Below are 20,975 nucleotides of genomic sequence, written 5' to 3'. Positions count from 1 at the left end.
ACTGAAAACTTTCACCAACCGTTTCCTCTCTAAAAGCCTCTACTTCGTTACTTTCCTTCTTCAACGCTTCTTTTAATTAATCCCCACCATTCTAGTAAGGTTTCGTTGTAAGTGATTGTACATGCCTTTTGCACACTTGTCAATACTTTTTTTAAAAAAACTTTTTTCTCTGGAGAAAATTTGGGATAACGCATTTTCTGTGATAAAATAAACAAAGAGGTGATTCCATGGATTTTAGACAATTAGAGGCGTTTGTAAACGTCGCCAAATACAAAAGTTTTTCAAAGGCGGGCAAGGCCCTTTACTTATCGCAACCGACAGTGAGCCTACATATCTCCAATCTTGAAAAGGAGCTTTCCGTCTCACTTTTCGACCGAACGTCGAAAGAGGTCAACCTCACCCCTGCGGGCAGTGAGTTTCTCAACTACGCCCTGGATATGATCAATATGAAAAACAAGGCCATCCATCACGTGGTCAAAGCCAACAACGCCATCTCCGGCAGCATCCACATTTCCACCACGTTGACGCCTAACTTAACCGTGTTGCCCAAGGCCATCCAGACGTTTCAAGACGCGCATCCCGACGTGCGATTCATCGTAGAAGAAAAACCGAGCACTGTGATTCTAGAAGACGTGTGTTCTCTGAACTCCGATGTGGGTATCGTCAGTATGGGGGTGGAGAGCGAACGCTTCAACACCTACCCGCTGTTTGAAGACCCCCTCGTCTTCGTCTGTTCAAAGGAGGCCGCCCTAGAGGGCACCGTCTCTTTTCAGGAAATCTGCGGCTACAAATTTATCCACCGCACCGAACAGTCGTCCACGCGCCGTGAGCTCGAACGCACCATGACTGAAATCGGTTACGACACCTCACTTCTCAACACGATTATCGAGAGCGACAACATGAACTTTATCATGCGGCTCGTCAGACAAAATCGAGGGATTTCCTACATGTCTAAGAGCATCTACGACTGCTACAAAAACTTTTTAGATGTCGAATCGTTTGCCATCAAAGGCCTTGAGATTAAGCGCCACGTGCACGTAATCACCAACAAGAGGCGCACGCTGTCTCCGGCCACAGAAGATTTTGTGAAACTCTTAATCAAGCAGGCCGCTGAAGAACCGCACACACAACCGGCTTATGTGTAGCCGGCTTTAACACTATTTTAATACACGTTAACCATTTGTTGTTTAAAAAAGACGCTTTCTCCGACAGAAAGCGTCTTTCTAATTTAAATGGTCTGAGAGAATCGGTCTAACCCGACACGATTTTCATCAACACTTTTCTTTTTCTAGGGCCATCGAACTCACAGAGGAAAATCGATTGAAACATCCCGAGCTCCAAGTGACCCTCGTTTAAAATAATCGTCGCCGTATTGCCGAAGAGGGATGCCTGAACGTGTGCGGCACTGTTCCCCTCTATGTGTTTGTAGTTGCCTTCCTTAGGAATCAACTCCTGCATCTTGTTGATAATGTCTTCCTGTACGACGATATCGTAATTTTTATTCAGTGTCAGTCCCGCTGTCGTATGTGGCACCGACAGGCAGACAATGCCGTTTAAAACACCTGAAGCACTGACAAACGCCTTGACCTCGTCGAGTATTTCGTACATCTTAATCTTGTCTCTCGTTTTAATATTGAGCACCTCGAACATAAGCTCCTCCTCGCATTTTCAAACAGTATCCCTTTTTATACTTATACTGCGAAACCCAAGGATTTAAACACGAAGTTTACGAATGCTCGGCGATAAACGCCTTGACTTTTTCAGAGATCAGGTCCCTAGTGACCCTAAACGCTTCTATCGGCCCCCCAGAAGGGTCTTCCAGCCCCCAGTCCTCTACATGCGCCGCAGGCATTGTCGGACAGACGACGTTGCACCCCATGGTGATTAAATAATCCACGTGCTCGGGGATGTCGGTAAGCAGTTTCGGATGATGACCGGACATGTCGATGCCGAGTTCTTCGACGACGGCCACCGCAAGGGGTTTCACCTCAGGATAGGCTTCTGTTCCGGCAGAATACACGTCGAACACATCGCCCCCATAGGCTTTGAGCAACGCTTCGGCCATTTGACTCCTACAAGAATTGTGTACACAGATAAACGCGACTTTAGCTTTCATAAGCCCCCTCCTTAAAATACCCTTTTGTCTTATTGGAAAAAGCGACGAGCATCAGCATTACAGGCACTTCCACCAGAACGCCGACCACTGTGGCCAGTGTGGCGCCGGACTCCAGTCCAAACAGCGCAATGGCCACGGCCACGGCCAGTTCAAAGAAGTTGCTGGCGCCAATAAGCGCTGCCGGTGCCGCCACGCGATGCGGCAGATGCCATTTGTAGCCCCAGAAGTAGGCCACGCCGTAAATTAAAACGGTTTGAAGAATCAACGGCACTGCTATGAGCAAAATGTGTACGGGATTGCTGAGAATCGTTTCACCTTGAAATGAAAAAATCAACACCAAGGTGGCCAAGAGACCGAAAATGGTCGTCTTGTCAAATTTCTTTAAGAAGACGGTCTCAAAGTACGTCAGTCCCTTCCGCTGAATAACCAGACGGCGCACCCAGTACCCTGCGACCAATGGGATGACGACGAATAGGCCAACCGATAAAAGCAAAGTATCGTAGGGTATGGTCACCTGTGTTATGCCGAGCAAAAAGATGACAATTGGCGTAAAGGCAAACAGCAGGATGATGTCGTTGAGTGCCACTTGAACCACAGTGTACCCCGCGTCGCCATCGGTGAGATAACTCCAGACGAAGACCATCGCTGTACACGGCGCCGCTCCGAGCAAAATCGCCCCTGCCAAATACGCATCCGCCTGACTTGAATCAATGGCAAAGCTGAATACGCCCTTTAAAAAGAAAGCCGCGATGACATACATGGTAAACGGTTTAATCAACCAGTTGACGGCGCAAGTCAGTGTCAATCCCTTCGGCTTTTTCGCCGCATTTTTAATCGATGTAAAATCGACTTTCAGCATCATGGGAAAGATCATCAACCATATTAAAACCGCCACCGGCAACGACACATTGGCGTAAGTCAAACGACTCATCGCCTTTGGCACTGCCGGGAAGTAATGTCCAATAAGAATCCCCGCTGCCATACATAAAATGACCCAAACCGTTAAGTAACGGCCAAATTTCCCTAATTTATTTTCCATGTTTCCCCCTCCTACTTTTTGATGACCTCGCAGCTGTATCCACTCTCTTTCAGCACGGTGAGACATTTCGCGTCCGCCAAATAGAGATGCTCTGTATCAAAGACGTCCAACAGCTGACTGTAGAGTTTCGGATACTTTTGCGCAAATCGATCGTCTACGCGATAGTATACCCACTGCGCCTTCTTAGAAGCACAGACGATACCGGCGCGTCTCAACCGCGTCAAATGCCTCGACACATTGGATTGAGACATATCCAGTGCCGACTCCAACTCACAAACACAAAGACTGCCTTTTGTCAGCAAGTTCAGCAGGCGCAATCTGCTTTCATCTCCAAGCGCTTTAAAAACCGTTTCCATAGTGACCTCCACTTTTCGTATATTCACATAATTGAATATACGCATATACTAGCATGTTTGCCGCCGTTTTTCAACCCTAATCGGCCACTTTAATTTTCGCGTTAAACACTCGCGGCACCCCTTTTGGCGAAAACCTTGTTGTTTACAACATTTGATTTGCCTTCAACCCATCAAAACGGCCTGCGCTGACGGCTTTCCGCGTTAAACATTCGCGGCAATCCTTTCGGCGCAAACCTTGTTGTTTACAACATTTGATTTGCCACGGTGGCATAAAAAATCAGTGCGTTCGGTGAGTGAACGCACTGATGGCTGCCTCTAATGATCGATATCGAACAGGGACAGCAGAGCCGATTCGTCCATGGTCATAAGCTGTTCGCCGCCGGATTCAATAACCGCGTCGATTAACGCTTTTTTCTTTTGCTGCATATCGAAGATTTTTTCTTCTATGGTGTCTTTGGTAATCAGCTTAAACACCTGAACGGCTTTGGTCTGACCCATTCGATACGCCCGGTCCGTCGCTTGATCTTCCACGGCGGGGTTCCACCACGGATCCACGTGTACGACCATGTCGGCACCGGTGAGATTGAGTCCCGTGCCCCCGGCTTTTAAGCTGATGAGGAACACATCGCCCTCTCCACTGTTAAACGCCTTGCAGTACTCTAGGCGAAGCAGTGACGGCGTGGAACCGTCGAGATAGAAGTAACTTAGCTCGCGCTCGGCAAGTTGGGTCTCTATCATCTTTAAATAACTGGTGAACTGGGAGAATATCAACAGTCGATGCCCCCCTGCCACGGCGTCCCCTATAATTTCCATCAATTGATCGGTTTTGCCGCTGCCTCCTTTGTAGTCCTCTAAAAACATCGACGGGTGACAACAGGTTTGTCTCAACCGCGTCAAAAGCGACAATATGCGCACGCGGTCTTTTTTAAAACTGCCCGCCTCCACCGATGCACGCACCGATTCCTGCGCCGCCAAAAGCTGCGCCTTGTAAAGCGCACTTTGGCCCTTGGTCATCTCACAGATCATTTTGCTCTCGATTTTATCCGGCAACTCGGTTAACACGTCTTCTTTCACACGTCTCAAAACAAAGGGTTCAATTTGATGCTTAAGCAGCCCCAGGTGTTCCCCGCCGTCACTTTCACTTGTATAGCGCGCCATAAACTGCTTCAAGGTACCGAGGTAGTCCGGCAGTATAAAGTCAAATATGGACCAGAGCTCTGTGAGCGCATTTTCTATAGGCGTCCCCGTCAGCGCGAAAAACGCTTTGGCACGCACCCGCTTAACCGCTCGGGCATTGAGCGTCTTAGGGTTCTTAATATGCTGCGCTTCGTCGATAAAGCAAAAGTCAAATGCCGATTGTTCGTAGACGTCGATGTCGCGCTTGAGCATGCCATAGGTGGTGACAATGAGGTCGCCGTCTACAGCGGCTTCAAATTTCTCCAGCCGCTCTTTTCGGGTGCCGACGACGACGTGGACGTCAAGCGACGGCGTAAAGCGCCTCGCTTCTTCCTGCCAGTTGTACACCAGAGACGTCGGCGCTACCACCAGCGCCGGGTGACGACGGTTTCCGTCGACCTTTTCGCCTACGAGAAAGGACAGCACCTGAAGGGTTTTGCCCAGCCCCATATCGTCGGCGAGAATCCCACCCAACCCGAGATGCGCCAAAGTCTTTAGCCAAAGGACACCGGTTTTTTGGTAGTCCCTAAGAAGTGTCCGGTGTGCCGGCACAATGGCGTCCTCAGTAAAGCCGGGTTGTCTAAGTGCATTCAACTGCGCGTGTACTTCGGGACTCATCTCATGGGTGACGCCGCTCTGACGCTCGAGAAGACGCATCAGATACAGACCTTTGTGCAGCGGCATTTGAACGGCGCCGGCTGCCAGTTGATTTTTGCTGAGTGCCATGTGCTCCAAAACAGTCATGGCTTCCACGGTCTTCGGTGCATCGAGCTTTAAGACCGTGCCGTCCTTCAGCCGATGGTATTTTTTCTTCTGCACATACGCGTCGTACACGGCGAGAAGCATTTCGGCCTCGTCCAAACTGTAGTCAAATGTCACCTCCAGCCAATTGTGTTCTCCACTGCCCTGTGCTTTAAAGCTGAACTCTAAGTCCGTTCGAATTTTAATCTGTTTGAAGTCATCTGAATAATAGAGGTCGGCCAGAGTCTTTAAGGGGTCTACCCCAGCCTCTAAGAAGTAATAGAGCGCGTTTTCATCGTGTAACACATAATGCTGTGTGCTGGCATCAAAGCCAAAGGCCGTGAGCAAATCCGTGACGCGGCGCTCTTCATAAAACTCTCGGAAAAGGCGCTTACCGCCCAGAACCACAGGTTCTTCTGCTTCCACACACGGATTGAACACTTTGCCGTCGTAATCGAAAAGCACCTTTGCTGTCACACCGCTTTCAAAGCGGTCAAAATACACCGAAGTCTTTAACGGTCGCGTCTCGTATAAGGCGAGTATCGCCGAATAATCCACTTTTCTCGCATGCGCCCGCACTGTGGGCAACACATCGTAGACAAAGCGATCCATTAGCAGCTCCGGCACTTCAAAAGCGCTTTTTTTCGATTCGGAAAAACACGCCATCAAGTATTTGTAAAACGCCCCTTCGCGGCGGTTCATTCGGTAGATAACCCCTTTGTAAAACACATAGCGGCCCTCTGCGTCTAAAAGAACATAGTGGTCGTACGGAACATCCAGTGCCACCTGTGCACCTCTTCCCGAAAGGCGAACCGATAAGTCCAGCGGCGGTCGACCGTCACGTACCACGACGTCCTCTCTCAAAATCTCATTGACGTACATATTGAACGCACCGCCTTCGAGAACGGCGATGACCGCTTCGAGCTGTGCATGGGTCAGCTTAAATTGTCTGGGTTCAGAAAACGCACTCTTTAAGAGTTTGGCGCCAAGTGCCGTCACTTTGTACTGTCTCGTAGGTGCCTCGTCGTGGTATTGTGAAATCAAAATGGCCATAAGCGCCTCGCCCACATCGTTTAAAGTATGCTCGCGGGCATCGTAAGTCAGCTGCTTGCCGAAGTGAAGCGGCGTCCCGTGTAAATAAGCTTCCACAAAGGCCTTGATGTCCTTTACCACATAGGTCCGCTGGCTGGTGATGGTGAGCTCGAGCCAAACAGCAGCATCGCTGCGCACACAGAGAACTGGCGTCAGAGCCACAGTCTCGCGACTCGATACAACTGAAGAAAGTTGTTCCGCCCAACTGAAGAGCGTCCGCGTCGCCGGTTGAACTTCACAGGCTTGCTTTTGCACGGCCCATTCGCTCTTGCGCGATAAAATTTCAAAAAGCGTCGCTACAATGTGTTTGCACGCGCCCCCATAATTAAAAAACGCCGGACAAGTGCACGAGTAATTGTCCACTTTAGAGTCTCCCGTTATATCGATGAGGACGTGGTAGTCGTATGTACCCTCCACCATGGCTGAAAAACGCTTTAACAGCGGCTGGTAATCGATTTCAAAGACGCAACCTGCCAAATAATAGTCTTTGCCCTTTTGAAATACCCTTGCGTCGCCGGCCTCAAATCTAATATACTGTTCTGTAAACATCTGCGACTCCTTTTAAAAAAGATGTTTGTGTCCTAAAATTTAATTATACCTCAACGGCTCGTCGACATCCAGTTTTTTGTTTTTCGCTACAATAAATTGGCCGTACACACCATCGAGAATGTATTTATACAAACATATGGTATAATGTTAACAATTAATGTCGGCAACCAATTTTTGAAATCGAGGTTACTATGAAAAAAATCGAACTTTTGAAAGAGACCAATCGTATGAACCATTTAATTGCTTACGAGATGAACAAGTCTCTCGAAGCGGACGAACTCGCAGGTCTGCCGCCAAAGCAAACCGAAGTGCTCTTATTCTTGGCGGAGTTCGGTGAGTCTACTGTCGGCAAACTCGCGACGCTGCTGGATATTTCGAGAAGTTCCATGAGCCAGCTTCTCTCTCGAATGGGCCGAAAAAAACTGATTAGCAGACGCATCAACCCACACAACCGAAAAGAAGTCTTTGTCTCTCTCGGCTCAAAGGGCCAGCTGACTGTCAGCGCCTATGACATGAGACGCACACAGCTTTTAGAGAGCTATTACAACACCGTCTCTCTAGAAGAAGTGGAACAGCTGCATGCCATTCACTCGAAAGTGTTGGCACATATTGACTCAATGAAAACACACACCTAGGAGGCTTGAAACATGAACGCACTACAAGACGGCACCTATAGGCAAAAACTCGACACACTTACTGTGGTCACCGCTGTTAAAGGGACGCCACTGTCTAAAACACCTTGTATTAAAGCGGCGCTGAGCACTTTAAAACTCCCTTACCTCAGTCACCGAATCTCTGTTTCAAAAGCAGTGGGCGCCACCTACGTCATCGGCGACTTACACGGCGACCTAAACGCCCTTGAACAGGTTCTCAAAACCACCGACTTTTACAGACGCGTTCGGGAAGGCCACCCCATCCAGCTCATATTTCTCGGAGACTATGTAGACAGAGGGAAACAGCACCTTGAAACGCTGACGCTTCTAATGACCCTTAAAATTCAGTACCCGCGTCACATCGTCCTCCTTAGAGGCAACCACGACGGCGGCGAACTGCTGTCAGACGGTGGCTTTAAACTGCCTTACCGCGTTCCCGAAGACGACGACCCTCTGGCCTATTTCCCACACTACTTTAAAGACCGGTTGACGCGCGAACACGGTGGCGATATGACGCTCCTTGAAAAAACCTTCGAGTGGTTCAACACACTGCCTATTATCCACTACCTCGTCGGGGACGAAAAAGTCCTCATGTGCGTTCACGGTGGCATCCCCAAACCCGATGCTGAAGGAATCACCCCTTACGGCTACATTGAAAAGCTCATCGACCTCACTGATGCCACTAAAAAAGACGCCCTTGGACACGCCCTGTGCGATGTGCTCCAATGGAGCGACCCGCACAGAGGGGAACAAGACCGTCGATTGACGTTCAAACGTTTTAAATTTACCGAAGCCGAGTACGATGCCTTTGCAACGCACACGGGCATCGACGGCATCGTCAGAGGACACGAGAGCATCGAAGACGGCATTGAAACCGTCTTCGGCGGCAAAGTCACCACTGTGTTTTCGTCAGGCGCACCGTCCACCGACAGTTATTACCAACGCGTCACACCGAAAATACTCTACCTTTCAGAGACGCTGACACCGACGCCTGTTCCTTTATACTAACGCATTTACTGGAGCGCATTTCTCGATTTTCTATAGAGAATGCGCTCTCCTATTGTAAAGAAAACGACACTCATAGCCAGCAACACCCCCATCGCCCAATACGTGTCCTGTGTCACCTTCCCAGTCTGAACGAGCTGGGTAATAGCGGACAGAGCCCACTTGTGCGGCGTCAATTGCGCTAGGGTCAACAAGATTTTAGACGACACGATTTCAAGTGGCCACATACAACCGCCTATCATGGCCATTCCCGTCAACACAATAGGTGCCAAGACGCCCAGCTGAGACATCGTCCGAACCACGCTGACCACGAGAAGACTCAGCGCGGCAATGGCAAGGACGTAAAAGGTGCCGACGCCGAGGACCGCGCCGACGGCATTGCCCCATGTCACATTAAACAGGTACTGTCCGGCAAACACCATCACCACCAGCATCACCATGCCGATAAAGAACCCCGGTATGAGGTTTCCCGCCAAAATACTGCTGCGGCTCACAGAAGAGACGACGAATCGGTCCATGGTGCGCAGCCGCTGATCTTCCAGCATATCGCCCACTGTAAACAGCACCGAATACGTCAGGAAGAACAGGGTCATCCCCACCACCGCCTGCAGATTTTGAGCGTAAGAGGTGAAACGGCCTTCGAGAACGACGCGCTCAAAGTCTATCGGTCGCTTATACCGCCAGTGCGTGTCGTAAGCACTTTCGATGACGCCTTCCAGATTCTCAGAGGTATAGGGTTTCAATACGTCGCTTATCGTTTCCGTAAGGGCGATAAGGTTGGCGCCCTTCGCCATTTCACTGGCGACAGCCTGCTCCAGTTGGAAGTACTCCACCGTCTCGCCCCAAGTCAGGAACTCGACAGTACCCTCGACGGGATAGCCCTCAGGGAGCGTTATGGCGGCGACGACACTTCTTTGTTTCACCGCTTCTTTGGCTTCTTCCGCCGTCATCAGCTCGACGTTTATGGCGTGACGTTCTCTGAGGCCGACAGCGAGGTCAGAGCTCAGCAGTGCGTTGTTGTCACCCACAAACGCCACGGAACTTTTGTAACTGCCACCCATATTGCCGCTGAAGACCCCTGCCATCAGAAGCGCCATGCCTATCATAATCAAATACAAGGTTTTGTTGTCTCTCATCAATTTGAATTTCAGTTTAAGCATCGCCCACATAAGCCGCTTTCTCCTTTCTGCGCACCAATATATACGCCAGCATCAAGAAGATGCCCCCTGCGCCGACGAGTTTCAAGTAGTTGCCGGCAAGGGCTTCCCAAGTCGTCCCCTGATAGATGTCGAGCAGGACGTCCAGAACAATGCTGTTCAGCGCAAAAATTCTCAGGTGCTGAAAAATCCCCGGTAGAACTTCCATCGGAATGTACGCACCGCCGACCAATGCCATAAACTGAACCACGACGTTTTCAAAAATATTGGCTACTCTGTAGTTGTCGTTAATGAGGGTGATGGCGCTGAGAAAAGCCCCTAACCCCGCAATGGCAATGCTTGAAAAGACAATGGACACAAACAGCTGGTCAAACCGCTGCCAGTCCACACCAAAGGCCAGTTTTGAAACCGACAAGAGCACAGCCATCTGAAAAGTACATAGGATAACAGCCATGAGCCCTTTTGAAACCAACGCTTTGGTATACCCTATACCGGCGACATAGTTCCGGTCCAGTGTCCGGGTTTTTTTCTCGCTGAGCAACTCCCGCCCCGCAAGTGCAGAGCCGTAGAGGATGAACATGGACGTCATGGCCACAGCGTAGTACGTAGCGCTGTCAATCGGGCGCCGCCCTTCTTCAACTGCGACGGATAAAGCGCTCGTTTCAGCACTGTCAAACGCGTATACCCGCTCGAGTTCCGGAAAGAGGTTGGCGAGTTCCGTATAGTTAGAACCCACTTCTAAAAAGACGTTCTTGTTGACAAAATACGTGTTGATCTCTGTGAAAAACCCTTCGAAAATGCTCGTAGCAATATTGCCTGAAAAATTGAACTCCGGATGCTGAAGGAGCTCTATCTCAATATCGTTGCGTACCGGCAGGACGAAGTTCACCACTTGATTGTAGACAAACCCCTCCGGCAACGTCAGCACCACGCCCACTTCCTTTGCTTCCAGTGCCGACATGGCCTCCGCCTCTGTCATCACATGGATTTCCAACACTTTTTTAATCCCCTCTGAACCCAAGAAGGTGTCGAAAAACAACTTTTCAGGGTCCACGGGCTCATCTCCGGGCTCCGGCACAATGCCGTACTGCCCAAGCGTCTCGCGAATCCTCGCATTTTCCACTTCTATATCGTAGCCTTTTACAATGGCGACATCGATGCGGTTCTTAAAACTGCCCGTGTCGAAACTGCCTCGAAGGGCCATACTCAAAATACCGGTGAGGATAATCGGCATCAGAATAAACGTCACCATCGTCTTTTTATTGGCAAACAGCAGTTTGATGTCTTTTTTAAACAATTCTCTCATGCCCGCCTCCTAATCTCTCAGCGCGCGGCCCGTCATCTTTAAGAACACCTGCTCGAGATTCGGTTTGACCACGTCGAAGGCCACCAGACCCGCATCCAGTTGCATCGCTTCTTTTAAGATGTCTTTGACGGCGTGTTCAAACGATACCGCTATGGACAGTTCGCAGTCGCCCAACACCGTTACCGCCATAACATGCGTCAGCGCCTTTAACTGTGCGACCTTATCGCGAATGTCTTTTTCAAACTTCATGTGGAGTGCCGTCTGAATACCGGACTGCTCTAAAAGCGCACTCTGAGACCCTGAGGCAATTAACTTGCCCTTGTCCATAATGTGAACGCGGGAGCAAATCGCCGACACCTCTTCCATGTAGTGACTGGTGTAAAGCACCGTCGTCCCCGCTTCATTGAGCCGCTTGACAGTCTCGAGGATATGATTTCTCGACTGCGGATCGATGCCCACGGTGGGTTCATCCATAATGATAAACTCGGGATTGTGCAACAGCGCCACGCCGATGTTTAGACGACGCTTCATACCGCCGGAGTAGTTTTCAACGCGTTCTTTAATCCGATCGCCGATACCGATAATTTCCGAGACAACCGCCATGCGCTCTTTCAGTGCCGCGCCTTTTAAGCCGTAGAGACCGCCGAAGTACCGCAGGTTGTCTTCGCCTGACAGGCTACCGTAGAGCGCGATTTCCTGTGGGACGTAACCGAGATTGGGCTGGATGGCTTTCGGCTTTTTAATAATGTCTTCCCCGCCGTATAAGATACGACCGGTGGTGGGCCTAAACAAGGTGGCAATCATGGAAATCGTCGTGGATTTACCCGCGCCGTTAGGGCCGAGTAAGCCGACGATTTCACCTTTGGGAATGCTCAGGGACAAGTTGTCCACCGCTGTAAAGTCGTCAAATTTCTTGGTCACATTCATCAGTTCAATCATGGAAAGCCTCCTCGTATAGTTCCGCTAGTGCCTCTAACGGCTTAATGGTCTCTTCAGTGATGGCGTCGAAAGAAAGTCCCTGCTTTAGCCCCAGTTCTGAGTAGTGCGTCTTTACGACGATTTTTTGTTCTGTCAAGCGGCTTTCAAAGGCCTCCGACGATGCCACGCGTATATGAAATTCCAGCGCCTCGCCGACGAGATAGCCGTCGAAGTTGACATAGGCCTTTTCTTCATAGCCGACGATTTCTAAATGGGACAACACGGTTTGTATATCCGGCACCTGAGTTTCCTGTGTCACAAAAGACGCCACATAGGACCGAACGGTCTCTTCTTCTGTAAGCAACATCTCTTCGACGCGCTCTTTAAATGTTCGGAGCTGCTCACTGGTGGGCTTCACCGAATACACCTTGGCTTTAACCTCACCGCTATCGGTTTCGAGCACCTCGTCTTTTCCGCTGAAGACGTTATCTGCTGTGAGCAGCGCGTACCACGCCTTTCTAAGCGGCCCTGCAATACCGGAAATTTCGGCGGTTTCCCGCGGCACTTCCGGTTCAAAATAATAGGGCAGATAAGGCAGTTTTAAATACGCCTTTCCGTCAGGCAACCTGTAGAAACTGCTGTCCATCCCCAGTTCCCCACCAAAATAATGAATATCTGACACCGATGTCGCTCCGCGATTCTCAAAGCGGTGTACCGTTTTAACCAACAGGGTTTCAGTGTCCGATGCTTCACCGAAGCCATTTTCTATAACGACATCGATAACGACTTTGCCGGACTCGGCATTTTCCGTTTTGTCCACTGCCGCCATGTAGTCGGCGTAGTCGTCTCGACCGCAACCGGCGAGAACCAAAAGGCCCACCAGTACCCATAACCATTTTTTCATGAGCTCTACCCCCTTTTCATTACCAGTATACCCCCCTCGGCTACCGCAGCACATAGACGATTGGCACAACTTATAAAAAAAACCATGACTAAAGTCATGGTTGTGTGTTACTTATGAGATTCTCCGACGATATGGGGGCCGCGGACGCGCTTACCACATGGGGTGTATTTAAAATCTCTGTTTTTGCCTATCCAGTTCATCTTGGGGGGGTTGTTGCGTGCACTTTTATATAGGGTTGGTTGAACGAATGGGAATCCATTGAAAGCACTGAAATAGAGAACCACCAGTAGAACTGATGACTTTTATTACACAATGGGATCGACCACATTTGAACGCGGTCGATTTTCTTATGAATAGAGGAGAAGTAAAAAGTTATTTACTGCAGTTAAAAGCTTTTTAGGATATGGTATAATGTCATTGACCACAGTCAAATCCTCATTTGACCTTTTTTATGAGCTCGATTTATGAGAGGATGATTATGTTTGATATTGTAAATATCCGGATGAATGGTGAAACTAGCGAACTGTCTCGTCGAGATTTAATTAAAAATGATGCAGAGTAGATGAGCAGTTTTTTTAATTGAGAAAATTGCATAATTTATAACCGTTGATTTAACAAGTTTTTAAAGAAACAAAAAGGAAACTTCACCCCAAACGTCGAATTATATAAGTGGCAGCAAACACAATCCAAACGAAGGAGGAAGTTTCCACTTATGTATATTCGACAAACATGTCTATTTTCCTTTGAAGAAATTATGAACTTTCAGCAAGAAACGAAATTGGAATTAATTCTTGCTCAGATCAACATCTCACCTTTGGTTGCGGCATTATCTAAACAGAGTCATTTGAGAGGTCCAAAAGGTTACAGAGTCGCACCGATGATTTACGCATTAATTGCTAAGCAAATTCTGAGAATTTCGACCACCAGCGAGTTGGTGAGACAGTTGAAAGAGAACCCAGTGTTACGTTATAACTGTGGTTTTGAGGTGTTATCCAAAGTACCATCAGAAGCCACTTTCAGCAGATTCGCAGATAAGCTGTCAGAATCAGATGCGTTGCTGAAACTATTCGGTGATTTAGTTGTTCATGCTAAAGAATTAGGAATTGTTGATGGTAGTCATATTTCAATAGACTCTACTAAGGTAGATGCTTTCGAAGCCTCAAAACCAAAGAAAGATATTGTAGATGACGGCACCAACCCAAACTGGGGAATGAAGCGCGATACTCACGGTAATAACATTCGTTGGTTTGGATGGAAACTTCATATCCTGAGCGATTCATACAGTGAATTACCACTTTCAGTTATGGTAACACCAGCGAATGTTCATGATGGAACAATTGCAGTTCCACTGATTGAAGAGTTTCTAAAGCAGTATAGAGATCTGTTTAGACCATTGTTCTATGCGATGGACTCTGGATATGATTATAATTCTGTCTATGATGCAGTAATAAATCACTTTGAAGCTACTCCAATCATAGCCTACAACCCAAGAGGCAGTCACGCCGCCCCAGAAGGGTTAGATGATGAGTTTCATCCAGTCTGTTCTGGTGGTTACAAACTCGTTTATTGGGGGATTGACGGCGATTACATGAAATTTAGATGTCCACAAGTACTGGGGAAATGTAACTGTCCACATGGGAGTGCATGGTGTTCATCAAGCAATTATGGTTATACGCTCAAGATAAATCGTAAAGAAAATCCAAGACAAATCGGATATCCGTTAAGATCATCTGATCAATGGAAGACTCTATACAACAAGCGAACTTCTGTTGAACGTTGCAACGGTCGACTAAAGACGATTTTAAATTTGAATTCAATCCGGTCTAAAGGTATCAAGAAAGCAACTGTTCATGCGTTGTTAAATTGCATTGCGTTGGTTGCAGGAACCATCGCTTCAAAAGTTAAAGTAAACAGAAATGAGGAACTCTTAGTAGCATAATGAACAACAAAAGATTGAAATTTGAAAGCATGGCAGGGGCTGTTACTTAGGATTAAGCCTTTTTCTCAAATTATCGAGTTAATTATGCAAGAGTCTCAATTGTGAACGATACAGGACACCAAGTACATCGAGTTTAAAGAAAAATACTCTAAACAATATTTGACCTAAATTATTCACCTAATTTCTAAAAAACTGCTTAAATATCTTAAAATACAGTGTTGTACAAAAAATCACCTTAGGAGAAATAAATGAGAATACAATACGGAATAGAACCTCAAGTGTTAGAAACAGTACAAAAAAAGTTTGCAAATCTTCCGTTAATTAATGTTAATATTAACAACAACAAAATACCAATGGTATTTGATACTGGTGCTTCCATGACTATCATTAATGAATCAACGCTAAAGAAAGCTCATATTGTAAGAGAAGGAAAGGAAGTTCATTGCGCTGGAAATTTAGGCGTAAAAATTAGCAGCAATACAAAAATAATCGAAGAAATTAGAATTGGTAGTATAATAATTTCTGACTTAGAAGTCATAGTTGTAGAAGATTCAAGGCTAGATTTTGGTGTTGACAAAGAGGGTATCCAATTGAAAATTGATGGATTTCTAGGGTGGGATATCATTCAGAACTTTTCTTGGAAAGTAGACCGTATAAATAATGAAATTGAAGTCTTTACTTCAGCTCAAACAGAAGAGGAAAATAATTTATTTTGGGATAACATGCCAATTATCTCCGTTAATACAGACAATGAAGAGTTACATTTTGGTTTTGATACAGGTAACACTGAAAGTATTCTAGGCTCTAACTTCGATGCAACTTTAAGGAACACATATCACGAAAAAGAACTGATGGTTGGAATTGATGGAAGAGAGGAAATTGAAGTTGAAAAACTAGAGGCATTAAACTTAAAGGTATGTGGCAATGAAATTGTTTTAAAGAGTTTAACACTGTTAGATAGAGAGGTATTTCCTACAAAGAGGTTTAAGGTACAAGGGTTATTAGGTGCGGATTTGATAGAAAACAGAATTCTGTGGCTAGACTTTAAAAGCAATAAATTTTTAATTGAGTAAGCTTCGTCTAACATATAGTGATGTTCCTCATGTAATTATACAATAACGCTTTAAGTAACACTTTTTTTAATGCATCAGAATCGTTGTGTTGGACGCCCTCGTGTATCAATACATATTGAACCTGAACTATTCACCTAATTTCTAATAAGCAAATTGTTTTAGATATTGATTCTACCCTTTTTAAAGTTTATGGCAAACAAGAACAAAGGGCTTATAATTATCACTATAATTCCAATGACTATCATCCCTTAATGCTTTATAATAGCTCAAATGGCTTAAAGAACACTATCCTAAAGCACATATTTTGACAAGAGGAGACAGTGGCTTTGCCACACCTGGGCTTTACGAATTATGCGGTTTATGGAACCTCTATAAGGAAGAATACTTAAATGGCAATTTTTCAAATGATAGAAATAGAATAATTGCAGATTGCTCAACTATATTAAGTCAATAAAGGGGATACGTCGCATAGATATTGAAAAATACAGAGACGTTGGCAAAAACACAAAATACAAGTTGTATTTTTATCCAACATGCCGCTTTGACCGATGAAAAGCGGCAAGATAGACAAAACCACTCATAAAATTACCTTTTTTATTTGGAGTCAACCGGATATGAACTCTCTTATGTTCAAGTGATTTGCATAGTGGTAAACAAATTTTTCTCTCGTAAACCCGTTGGATATTTCCAGTTTGACAGGTATTGCTTGTTGGCATTGTACCATCAAACGACACTAAGGCAGTACAACTCCAACACGTTTAGTGATGAGTAAGGGGCGAATCGCCCCCTACCCCTTTCGCTCATAAACGCCTTTAAGCACCCAAATGGCGAGTTGAGTTCGATCTCTAAGTGACAGCTTCTCTAGAATATGTGTCAAATGGTTCTTTACCGTCCCCTCCGACACATGACACAAAGCGGCAATTTCCCTATTGTTTAAACCATCGGCCACTGCACGCGCCACCGTTTGCTCTCGCTCAGAGAGACAGTTGAGATGGGTGCCGGCAACGGGCCCTATGTTTTGAAACACTCTCTGTGCAACACTTCTATCCACCACAGCACCGCCCATGTGGACATTTTCAATCGCCTTGACGATGACCTCGGGCTCCGACTCCTTGAGCAAGTACCCGCAAGCGCCGTATTTAAGCGTTTCGTAGATGTACGCTTCTTCGTCAAAGGTGGTTAAGATGAGAACCTTAATCGCCGGATTGGCTTTTAAAATCGCTTTTGTCGCGGCGACGCCGTCCATTACCGGCATGCGTATGTCCATTAAAAGCACATCCGGCGGCGTCTGTTTCGCCATAAATGTCGCCACTTCCCCGTTTTCCGCCGTCCAGATGACGTCGAGACCGCCCACAGCGGATAAAATCATCTTTAGACCGTTTAACCACAACTTCTGATCGTCTACAATGCCCACTTTTATCATGACATGTTCTCCCTTTTAAAACAATTGAGTTTTGCGACGATGGCAAACCCATCGGCGTCTTTTCTATAAGTGACGTCACCGCCTAAAGCGACGACGCGCTCTTTGATAAACTTCAGACCGTGCCCCTCGTCAAATGCCCCGCCGCTTTTACCGTTGTCCACGATTTTAAGCAGCACTTGTGCCTCGCCAAAGCGCTGAATAGAGAGCCAGACTTCCGTAGCGCCGGCGTGTTTGGCGACATTGGTAAGCCCCTCTGTCACCGTTCTGTAAAGGCACTCGCCGGTGGCGTCGTCCACTAGATGCCATATGGGCTCAAAGTGCCTGTGGATGGTGAGCCCCGTCTGCTCTTTAAACTTGTCGATGCGTTGCATGAGCTTTTCAAAGAGCGGTGTCTCGTTCACATGTGCCGTCACCGATTGGCGCAGTGCCGATAAAATATCTCTAGCGTGACGCGTCACCGATTGACACGCCGTCTTTTGAGGTTCGTCGGTGGCTGACAGTTTCAGCATCTCCAGTTCCATAATCAGCCCTGTCATATCGTGGCCTACAGTATCGTGCAGTTCCCGTGCCACGCGCCCGCGCTCCTCGAGTTTTGCCAGACGCGCTACTTCTGCACGGGCTTCTTCCAGCGCCCGCTGCGATGCCCTAAGTGCGTCGTTGTTTTCACACAGCTTTTCATTGATGTGTTCGAGGTCTTCTTTTGCCTCCCGGTAGGAGCGCACGTAAAACAGCATCACCGCAAAGGTGGCAAACATAAAAGCGGTGAAAATCACCTCAGCTACCGACTGGTAATTCAATTGGTAGAGAAAACGGCGACTGAGCACATACGCCAGTGCGAGCAACGTAAAAATAGCGTACATCACGTGGTACGGTTTTTTTAGCGTCTGCATAACGTCTAAAATCACCACGCCGAACATCAGCAAAAAAAGCGGGCTCACCACGTACTGGGAGTAAAGGTTCAGTCCCAAAATCGCGCCGATGTCGATAAAGAATACTACGGGATGTGCTTTGCGGTTGAGAAATGTCGATGCACACAGTAGCGCCATCAATCCATAGAGCAACTGCGAGCGCGGCGGCATGGCGTTTTCAAACTGCATGGCGACGGCAAACAGCGCTGCGAGCATCGCCACTTTAAGCCATTTGTATTTCATAAGGGCCTCATTTCGTCGTTTTCTTTTTACTTTACCATATTAAGAAATTATGCTCAATTATAAACAATTTATAAAAGCCCTTGAATGTTCTGAATCATTCAAATATACTTTGAGTGTCTTGAGCAAAATCTGAAATAAAAACGTATTTTCTGAGGAGGAAATCATATGACTTTTGAAAAAGTAAAAAATCTTTTAGTAGAAGAATTAGACTTAGATGCAGATGAAGTAACACTTGAGAGCAAGTTAAAAGACGATCTCGGTGCCGATTCACTCGATATGGTGGACTTAATCATGTCAATCGAAGACGCTTTCGACATCAAAGTGGACGAGAGCCAAGCAGCTTCTATCGTCACGGTTTCAGACATCGTCAACTACATCGACAAACAATAATCAACCATCCCTTTAGTGAAAATCCCGGCAAATCCGAGGATTTTCTTTCTTAATATCGCGTTTTAGGAGGCCGTATGATTCATACATCCATTTGTGACTTACTTAAAATCGACCACCCCGTCGTACAGGGCGGGATGGCTTGGATATCCGACGCACAGTTGGCCGCTGCTGTTTCCAACGCCGGTGGCCTTGGCGTTATCGCAGGAGGCAATGCGGAGAAACACATTATCGCCGAGCAGGTGGATCAAATAAAAAATTTATCGGATAAACCGTTTGCACTCAATGTTATGCTCCTCAGTCCCTATGCAGACGACCTTATTGATTTGGCTATAGAAAAAGCGGTTCCCATCGTCATCACCGGCGCCGGAAGCCCAGGCAAATACGTCGAGCGCTTAAAAGCCGCCGGCATTAAAATTATCCCTGTCGTCCCCTCTGTTGCCCTTGCAAAGCGCATGGCATCGCTGGGGGTCGACGCCATTATCGTCGAAGGCACCGAAGCCGGCGGCCACGTCGGTGAACTCACCACGATGGCCCTCGTCCCCCAAGTGGTGGACGCCGTCTCCATCCCCGTTATTGCCGCAGGTGGCATTGCAGACGGCAGAGGCGCCGCAGCTGCTTTTATGCTGGGGGCAGAAGGGGTACAAGTGGGCACGCGTTTCTTAGTTGCCGACGAATGCACCGTTCACGAAGCTTATAAGAGCGCCGTCATCGGCGCCAAAGATACCAGCACCGTCGTTACAGGCAGAAGCACGGGACATCCTGTGCGCATCATTAAAAACAAACTCTACCGCCAGTACAACGCCCTTGAAAAATCCGGTGCGGACATCGAGGCCATTGAGGCGCTCGGTGCCGGGACACTGCGAAAAGCCGCTGTACTCGGAGATGTCACTTACGGTTCTATTATGGCCGGTCAAGTGGCCGGTTTGGTGAAGAAGCAAGAGAGTTGCCAAGCCATTATCGAAGATATTGTCACTGGCTGTCGCGTCGCCTACGACGCGATGAAACCGCGTTTTAAATAGGAGGCTCTATGAAAATCGGATTTGTATTTGCAGGTCAAGGTGCCCAGTGCACCGGTATGGGAAAAGACTTTTACGACGCACATGAAAGCGCGCGCGCTGTATTCGACAGAGCAAACCTCGCGCTGGGCTACGATTTGAAAACACTTTGCTTTGAGGGACCACAGGAAACCCTCAACCAAACGGAAATTACACAGCCCGCCATCCTGACGACCTCTGTCGCCATGATGAAAACACTGCAGGCTCAAGTTGAAATAACACCTGATGCCGTGTGCGGCCTATCGCTAGGCGAGTACACCGCACACGTTGCCGCCGGCAGCTTGGTCTTTGAAGACGCAGTTCAACTCGTTCAAAAACGCGGCAAGTTTATGCAAGAAGCCGTGCCAATTGGCGTCGGCGGCATGATCGCTCTCGTCGGCGCTTCCGTAGAAACGGCAGAAGCCATCGCCAGAGAAGCCTCTGATGCAGGCTGTGTCGAGGTCTGCAACTACAACTCACCGAAGCAAACGGTACTAGGAGGCGCACTGGAAGCACTGGCACATGCGAAAGCCATTGCCACTGAAAAAGGCGTGCGCCGCGTCATCGACTTACCGGTGAGCGCACCTTTTCATACGTCGATGCTCGCAGACGCCGAGACAAACCTTCGCAAGACCTTTGAAACCACCCGTTTTTACAATATGGAAACGCCGGTCATCAGCAACGTCGACGGCCGCATCGTCGCTTCGGAAAAAGCCATCGCCGAAACACTTGCCCGTCAAGTGACGTCTAGCGTCCGCTGGATCGATTGTGTCAACTCTATGAAAAAGATGGGGATAGAGACCATTGTGGCGTTCGGCCCCGGTAAAGCCCTTTCGGGATTCATCGGTAAAATCGACCGATCGATTAAAGTCATTTCCATCTACGATATGCCGTCGTTGAAAGAAGCGGTGGACACTTTGAAGACACTAAAAGAGGTCAAAACGGCCATCTAG

The 20,975-nt window shown here is 47.7% G+C and carries 19 protein-coding genes, 1 pseudogene and 1 other annotated feature (1 of these 21 cut by a window edge); of the genes and pseudogenes, 9 read left to right on the top strand and 11 right to left on the bottom strand.

What is annotated here, in order from left to right; all coding sequences use genetic code 11:
* Window positions 1-73, bottom strand: a binding site (T-box leader) (it extends 152 nt beyond the left edge of the window).
* Between the two features lie 154 nt (window positions 74-227).
* Window positions 228-1,145: a selenium metabolism-associated LysR family transcriptional regulator gene (locus ACR6HW_RS12820; RefSeq protein ID WP_455728120.1), complete on the top strand. Its 918-nt coding sequence runs from the start codon at window positions 228-230 to the stop codon at window positions 1,143-1,145.
* 106 nt (window positions 1,146-1,251) lie between these two features.
* Here ACR6HW_RS12820 and ACR6HW_RS12815 read toward each other — a convergent pair whose 3' ends face one another.
* The 5 genes from ACR6HW_RS12815 to ACR6HW_RS12795 form a co-directional block, all read right to left on the bottom strand.
* Window positions 1,252-1,650 carry a secondary thiamine-phosphate synthase enzyme YjbQ gene (locus tag ACR6HW_RS12815; protein WP_455728119.1) on the bottom strand — a complete coding sequence of 133 codons (399 nt, stop codon included), beginning with the start codon at window positions 1,648-1,650 and terminating at the stop codon, window positions 1,252-1,254.
* Between the two features lie 76 nt (window positions 1,651-1,726).
* Entirely contained in the window at window positions 1,727-2,116 is a 390-nt protein-coding gene (locus tag ACR6HW_RS12810; RefSeq protein ID WP_455728118.1) for an arsenate reductase ArsC, read from the bottom strand.
* Window positions 2,106-3,155: an ACR3 family arsenite efflux transporter gene (gene arsB / locus ACR6HW_RS12805; protein ID WP_455728117.1), complete on the bottom strand. Its 1,050-nt coding sequence runs from the start codon at window positions 3,153-3,155 to the stop codon at window positions 2,106-2,108. The genes ACR6HW_RS12810 and arsB overlap by 11 nt, the downstream gene beginning before the upstream one ends.
* Before the next feature lie 11 nt (window positions 3,156-3,166).
* Entirely contained in the window at window positions 3,167-3,511 is a 345-nt protein-coding gene (locus ACR6HW_RS12800) for an ArsR/SmtB family transcription factor (protein WP_455728116.1), read from the bottom strand.
* Between the two features lie 315 nt (window positions 3,512-3,826).
* On the bottom strand, window positions 3,827-7,069 hold the full coding sequence (locus tag ACR6HW_RS12795; RefSeq protein ID WP_455728115.1) for a DEAD/DEAH box helicase: 3,243 nt from the start codon (window positions 7,067-7,069) through the stop codon (window positions 3,827-3,829).
* Window positions 7,070-7,260: 191 nt separating this feature from the next.
* Between ACR6HW_RS12795 and ACR6HW_RS12790 the strand changes: the two genes are divergently transcribed.
* Complete coding sequence (locus tag ACR6HW_RS12790; protein ID WP_455728114.1) at window positions 7,261-7,704, top strand: MarR family winged helix-turn-helix transcriptional regulator; 444 nt, start codon at window positions 7,261-7,263, stop codon at window positions 7,702-7,704.
* A 12-nt stretch (window positions 7,705-7,716) separates the two neighbouring features.
* Window positions 7,717-8,730, top strand: coding sequence for a metallophosphoesterase family protein (locus ACR6HW_RS12785; protein WP_455728113.1), 1,014 nt, complete (start codon window positions 7,717-7,719; stop codon window positions 8,728-8,730).
* Between the two features lie 5 nt (window positions 8,731-8,735).
* Here ACR6HW_RS12785 and ACR6HW_RS12780 read toward each other — a convergent pair whose 3' ends face one another.
* Genes ACR6HW_RS12780 through ACR6HW_RS12765 form a run of 4 tightly spaced genes read right to left on the bottom strand, consistent with a single transcriptional unit; the run spans window position 8,736 to window position 13,012 of the window.
* Window positions 8,736-9,887 (bottom strand): ABC transporter permease, encoded by a 1,152-nt coding sequence (locus ACR6HW_RS12780; RefSeq protein ID WP_455728112.1) that lies wholly within the window; start codon window positions 9,885-9,887, stop codon window positions 8,736-8,738.
* On the bottom strand, window positions 9,880-11,190 hold the full coding sequence (locus ACR6HW_RS12775) for an ABC transporter permease (protein WP_455728111.1): 1,311 nt from the start codon (window positions 11,188-11,190) through the stop codon (window positions 9,880-9,882). The genes ACR6HW_RS12780 and ACR6HW_RS12775 overlap by 8 nt, the downstream gene beginning before the upstream one ends.
* A 9-nt stretch (window positions 11,191-11,199) precedes the next feature.
* Complete coding sequence (locus ACR6HW_RS12770) at window positions 11,200-12,129, bottom strand: ABC transporter ATP-binding protein (RefSeq protein WP_455728110.1); 930 nt, start codon at window positions 12,127-12,129, stop codon at window positions 11,200-11,202.
* Window positions 12,122-13,012, bottom strand: coding sequence for a hypothetical protein (locus tag ACR6HW_RS12765; RefSeq protein WP_455728109.1), 891 nt, complete (start codon window positions 13,010-13,012; stop codon window positions 12,122-12,124). Before ACR6HW_RS12765 ends, ACR6HW_RS12770 begins: the two co-directional genes overlap by 8 nt.
* Window positions 13,013-13,724: 712 nt before the next feature.
* Between ACR6HW_RS12765 and ACR6HW_RS12760 the strand changes: the two genes are divergently transcribed.
* From ACR6HW_RS12760 to ACR6HW_RS12750, 3 genes and pseudogenes are all read left to right on the top strand, one after another.
* Window positions 13,725-14,951, top strand: a complete 1,227-nt coding sequence (locus ACR6HW_RS12760; RefSeq protein ID WP_455727774.1) for a transposase — start codon at window positions 13,725-13,727, stop codon at window positions 14,949-14,951.
* Between the two features lie 248 nt (window positions 14,952-15,199).
* The gene (locus ACR6HW_RS12755) at window positions 15,200-16,024 is read left to right on the top strand and encodes an aspartyl protease family protein (protein ID WP_455728108.1); all 825 of its coding nucleotides are present in this window, start codon (window positions 15,200-15,202) and stop codon (window positions 16,022-16,024) included.
* Window positions 16,025-16,176: 152 nt separating this feature from the next.
* Window positions 16,177-16,379: pseudogene (locus tag ACR6HW_RS12750) on the top strand (transposase); the annotation flags it as partial.
* Window positions 16,380-16,811: 432 nt separating this feature from the next.
* Here the strand turns inward: ACR6HW_RS12750 and ACR6HW_RS12745 are convergent.
* On the bottom strand, window positions 16,812-17,447 hold the full coding sequence (locus tag ACR6HW_RS12745; RefSeq protein WP_455728107.1) for a response regulator transcription factor: 636 nt from the start codon (window positions 17,445-17,447) through the stop codon (window positions 16,812-16,814).
* A complete protein-coding gene (locus ACR6HW_RS12740) occupies window positions 17,444-18,598 on the bottom strand; it encodes a sensor histidine kinase (protein ID WP_455728106.1) in 1,155 nt (384 codons plus the stop codon). The genes ACR6HW_RS12745 and ACR6HW_RS12740 overlap by 4 nt, the downstream gene beginning before the upstream one ends.
* A 165-nt stretch (window positions 18,599-18,763) precedes the next feature.
* Here ACR6HW_RS12740 and acpP point away from each other — a divergent pair, with 165 nt between their 5' ends.
* The 3 genes from acpP (at window position 18,764) to fabD (ending at window position 20,975) form a co-directional block, all read left to right on the top strand.
* Window positions 18,764-18,988 (top strand): acyl carrier protein, encoded by a 225-nt coding sequence (gene acpP / locus ACR6HW_RS12735; RefSeq protein WP_455728105.1) that lies wholly within the window; start codon window positions 18,764-18,766, stop codon window positions 18,986-18,988.
* A gap of 74 nt (window positions 18,989-19,062) precedes the next feature.
* On the top strand, window positions 19,063-20,007 hold the full coding sequence (fabK, locus tag ACR6HW_RS12730; protein WP_455728104.1) for an enoyl-[acyl-carrier-protein] reductase FabK: 945 nt from the start codon (window positions 19,063-19,065) through the stop codon (window positions 20,005-20,007).
* An 8-nt stretch (window positions 20,008-20,015) separates the two neighbouring features.
* Complete coding sequence (gene fabD, locus ACR6HW_RS12725; RefSeq protein ID WP_455728103.1) at window positions 20,016-20,975, top strand: ACP S-malonyltransferase; 960 nt, start codon at window positions 20,016-20,018, stop codon at window positions 20,973-20,975.

It is taken from the genome of Fusibacter sp. JL298sf-3, from assembly GCF_053842995.1.
Note: the sequence above shows the minus strand (reverse complement) of the source record. Positions and strands in the feature narration are given on the sequence as shown.

What these genes read in the sequence shown, in the direction of transcription:
- ACR6HW_RS12765 (WP_455728109.1), bottom strand. Translation starts at nt 13,012, where the DNA reads ATGAAAAAATGGTTATGGGTACTGGTGGGCCTTTTGGTTCTCGCCGGT.
- ACR6HW_RS12740 (WP_455728106.1), bottom strand. Translation starts at nt 18,598, where the DNA reads ATGAAATACAAATGGCTTAAAGTGGCGATGCTCGCAGCGCTGTTTGCC.
- arsB (WP_455728117.1), bottom strand. Translation starts at nt 3,155, where the DNA reads ATGGAAAATAAATTAGGGAAATTTGGCCGTTACTTAACGGTTTGGGTC.
- ACR6HW_RS12745 (WP_455728107.1), bottom strand. Translation starts at nt 17,447, where the DNA reads ATGATAAAAGTGGGCATTGTAGACGATCAGAAGTTGTGGTTAAACGGT.
- ACR6HW_RS12785 (WP_455728113.1), top strand. Translation starts at nt 7,717, where the DNA reads ATGAACGCACTACAAGACGGCACCTATAGGCAAAAACTCGACACACTT.
- ACR6HW_RS12820 (WP_455728120.1), top strand. Translation starts at nt 228, where the DNA reads ATGGATTTTAGACAATTAGAGGCGTTTGTAAACGTCGCCAAATACAAA.
- fabK (WP_455728104.1), top strand. Translation starts at nt 19,063, where the DNA reads ATGATTCATACATCCATTTGTGACTTACTTAAAATCGACCACCCCGTC.
- ACR6HW_RS12755 (WP_455728108.1), top strand. Translation starts at nt 15,200, where the DNA reads ATGAGAATACAATACGGAATAGAACCTCAAGTGTTAGAAACAGTACAA.
- ACR6HW_RS12790 (WP_455728114.1), top strand. Translation starts at nt 7,261, where the DNA reads ATGAAAAAAATCGAACTTTTGAAAGAGACCAATCGTATGAACCATTTA.
- ACR6HW_RS12775 (WP_455728111.1), bottom strand. Translation starts at nt 11,190, where the DNA reads ATGAGAGAATTGTTTAAAAAAGACATCAAACTGCTGTTTGCCAATAAA.
- ACR6HW_RS12800 (WP_455728116.1), bottom strand. Translation starts at nt 3,511, where the DNA reads ATGGAAACGGTTTTTAAAGCGCTTGGAGATGAAAGCAGATTGCGCCTG.
- ACR6HW_RS12760 (WP_455727774.1), top strand. Translation starts at nt 13,725, where the DNA reads ATGTATATTCGACAAACATGTCTATTTTCCTTTGAAGAAATTATGAAC.
- ACR6HW_RS12810 (WP_455728118.1), bottom strand. Translation starts at nt 2,116, where the DNA reads ATGAAAGCTAAAGTCGCGTTTATCTGTGTACACAATTCTTGTAGGAGT.
- ACR6HW_RS12815 (WP_455728119.1), bottom strand. Translation starts at nt 1,650, where the DNA reads ATGTTCGAGGTGCTCAATATTAAAACGAGAGACAAGATTAAGATGTAC.
- ACR6HW_RS12780 (WP_455728112.1), bottom strand. Translation starts at nt 9,887, where the DNA reads ATGCTTAAACTGAAATTCAAATTGATGAGAGACAACAAAACCTTGTAT.
- ACR6HW_RS12770 (WP_455728110.1), bottom strand. Translation starts at nt 12,129, where the DNA reads ATGATTGAACTGATGAATGTGACCAAGAAATTTGACGACTTTACAGCG.
- fabD (WP_455728103.1), top strand. Translation starts at nt 20,016, where the DNA reads ATGAAAATCGGATTTGTATTTGCAGGTCAAGGTGCCCAGTGCACCGGT.
- acpP (WP_455728105.1), top strand. Translation starts at nt 18,764, where the DNA reads ATGACTTTTGAAAAAGTAAAAAATCTTTTAGTAGAAGAATTAGACTTA.
- ACR6HW_RS12795 (WP_455728115.1), bottom strand. Translation starts at nt 7,069, where the DNA reads ATGTTTACAGAACAGTATATTAGATTTGAGGCCGGCGACGCAAGGGTA.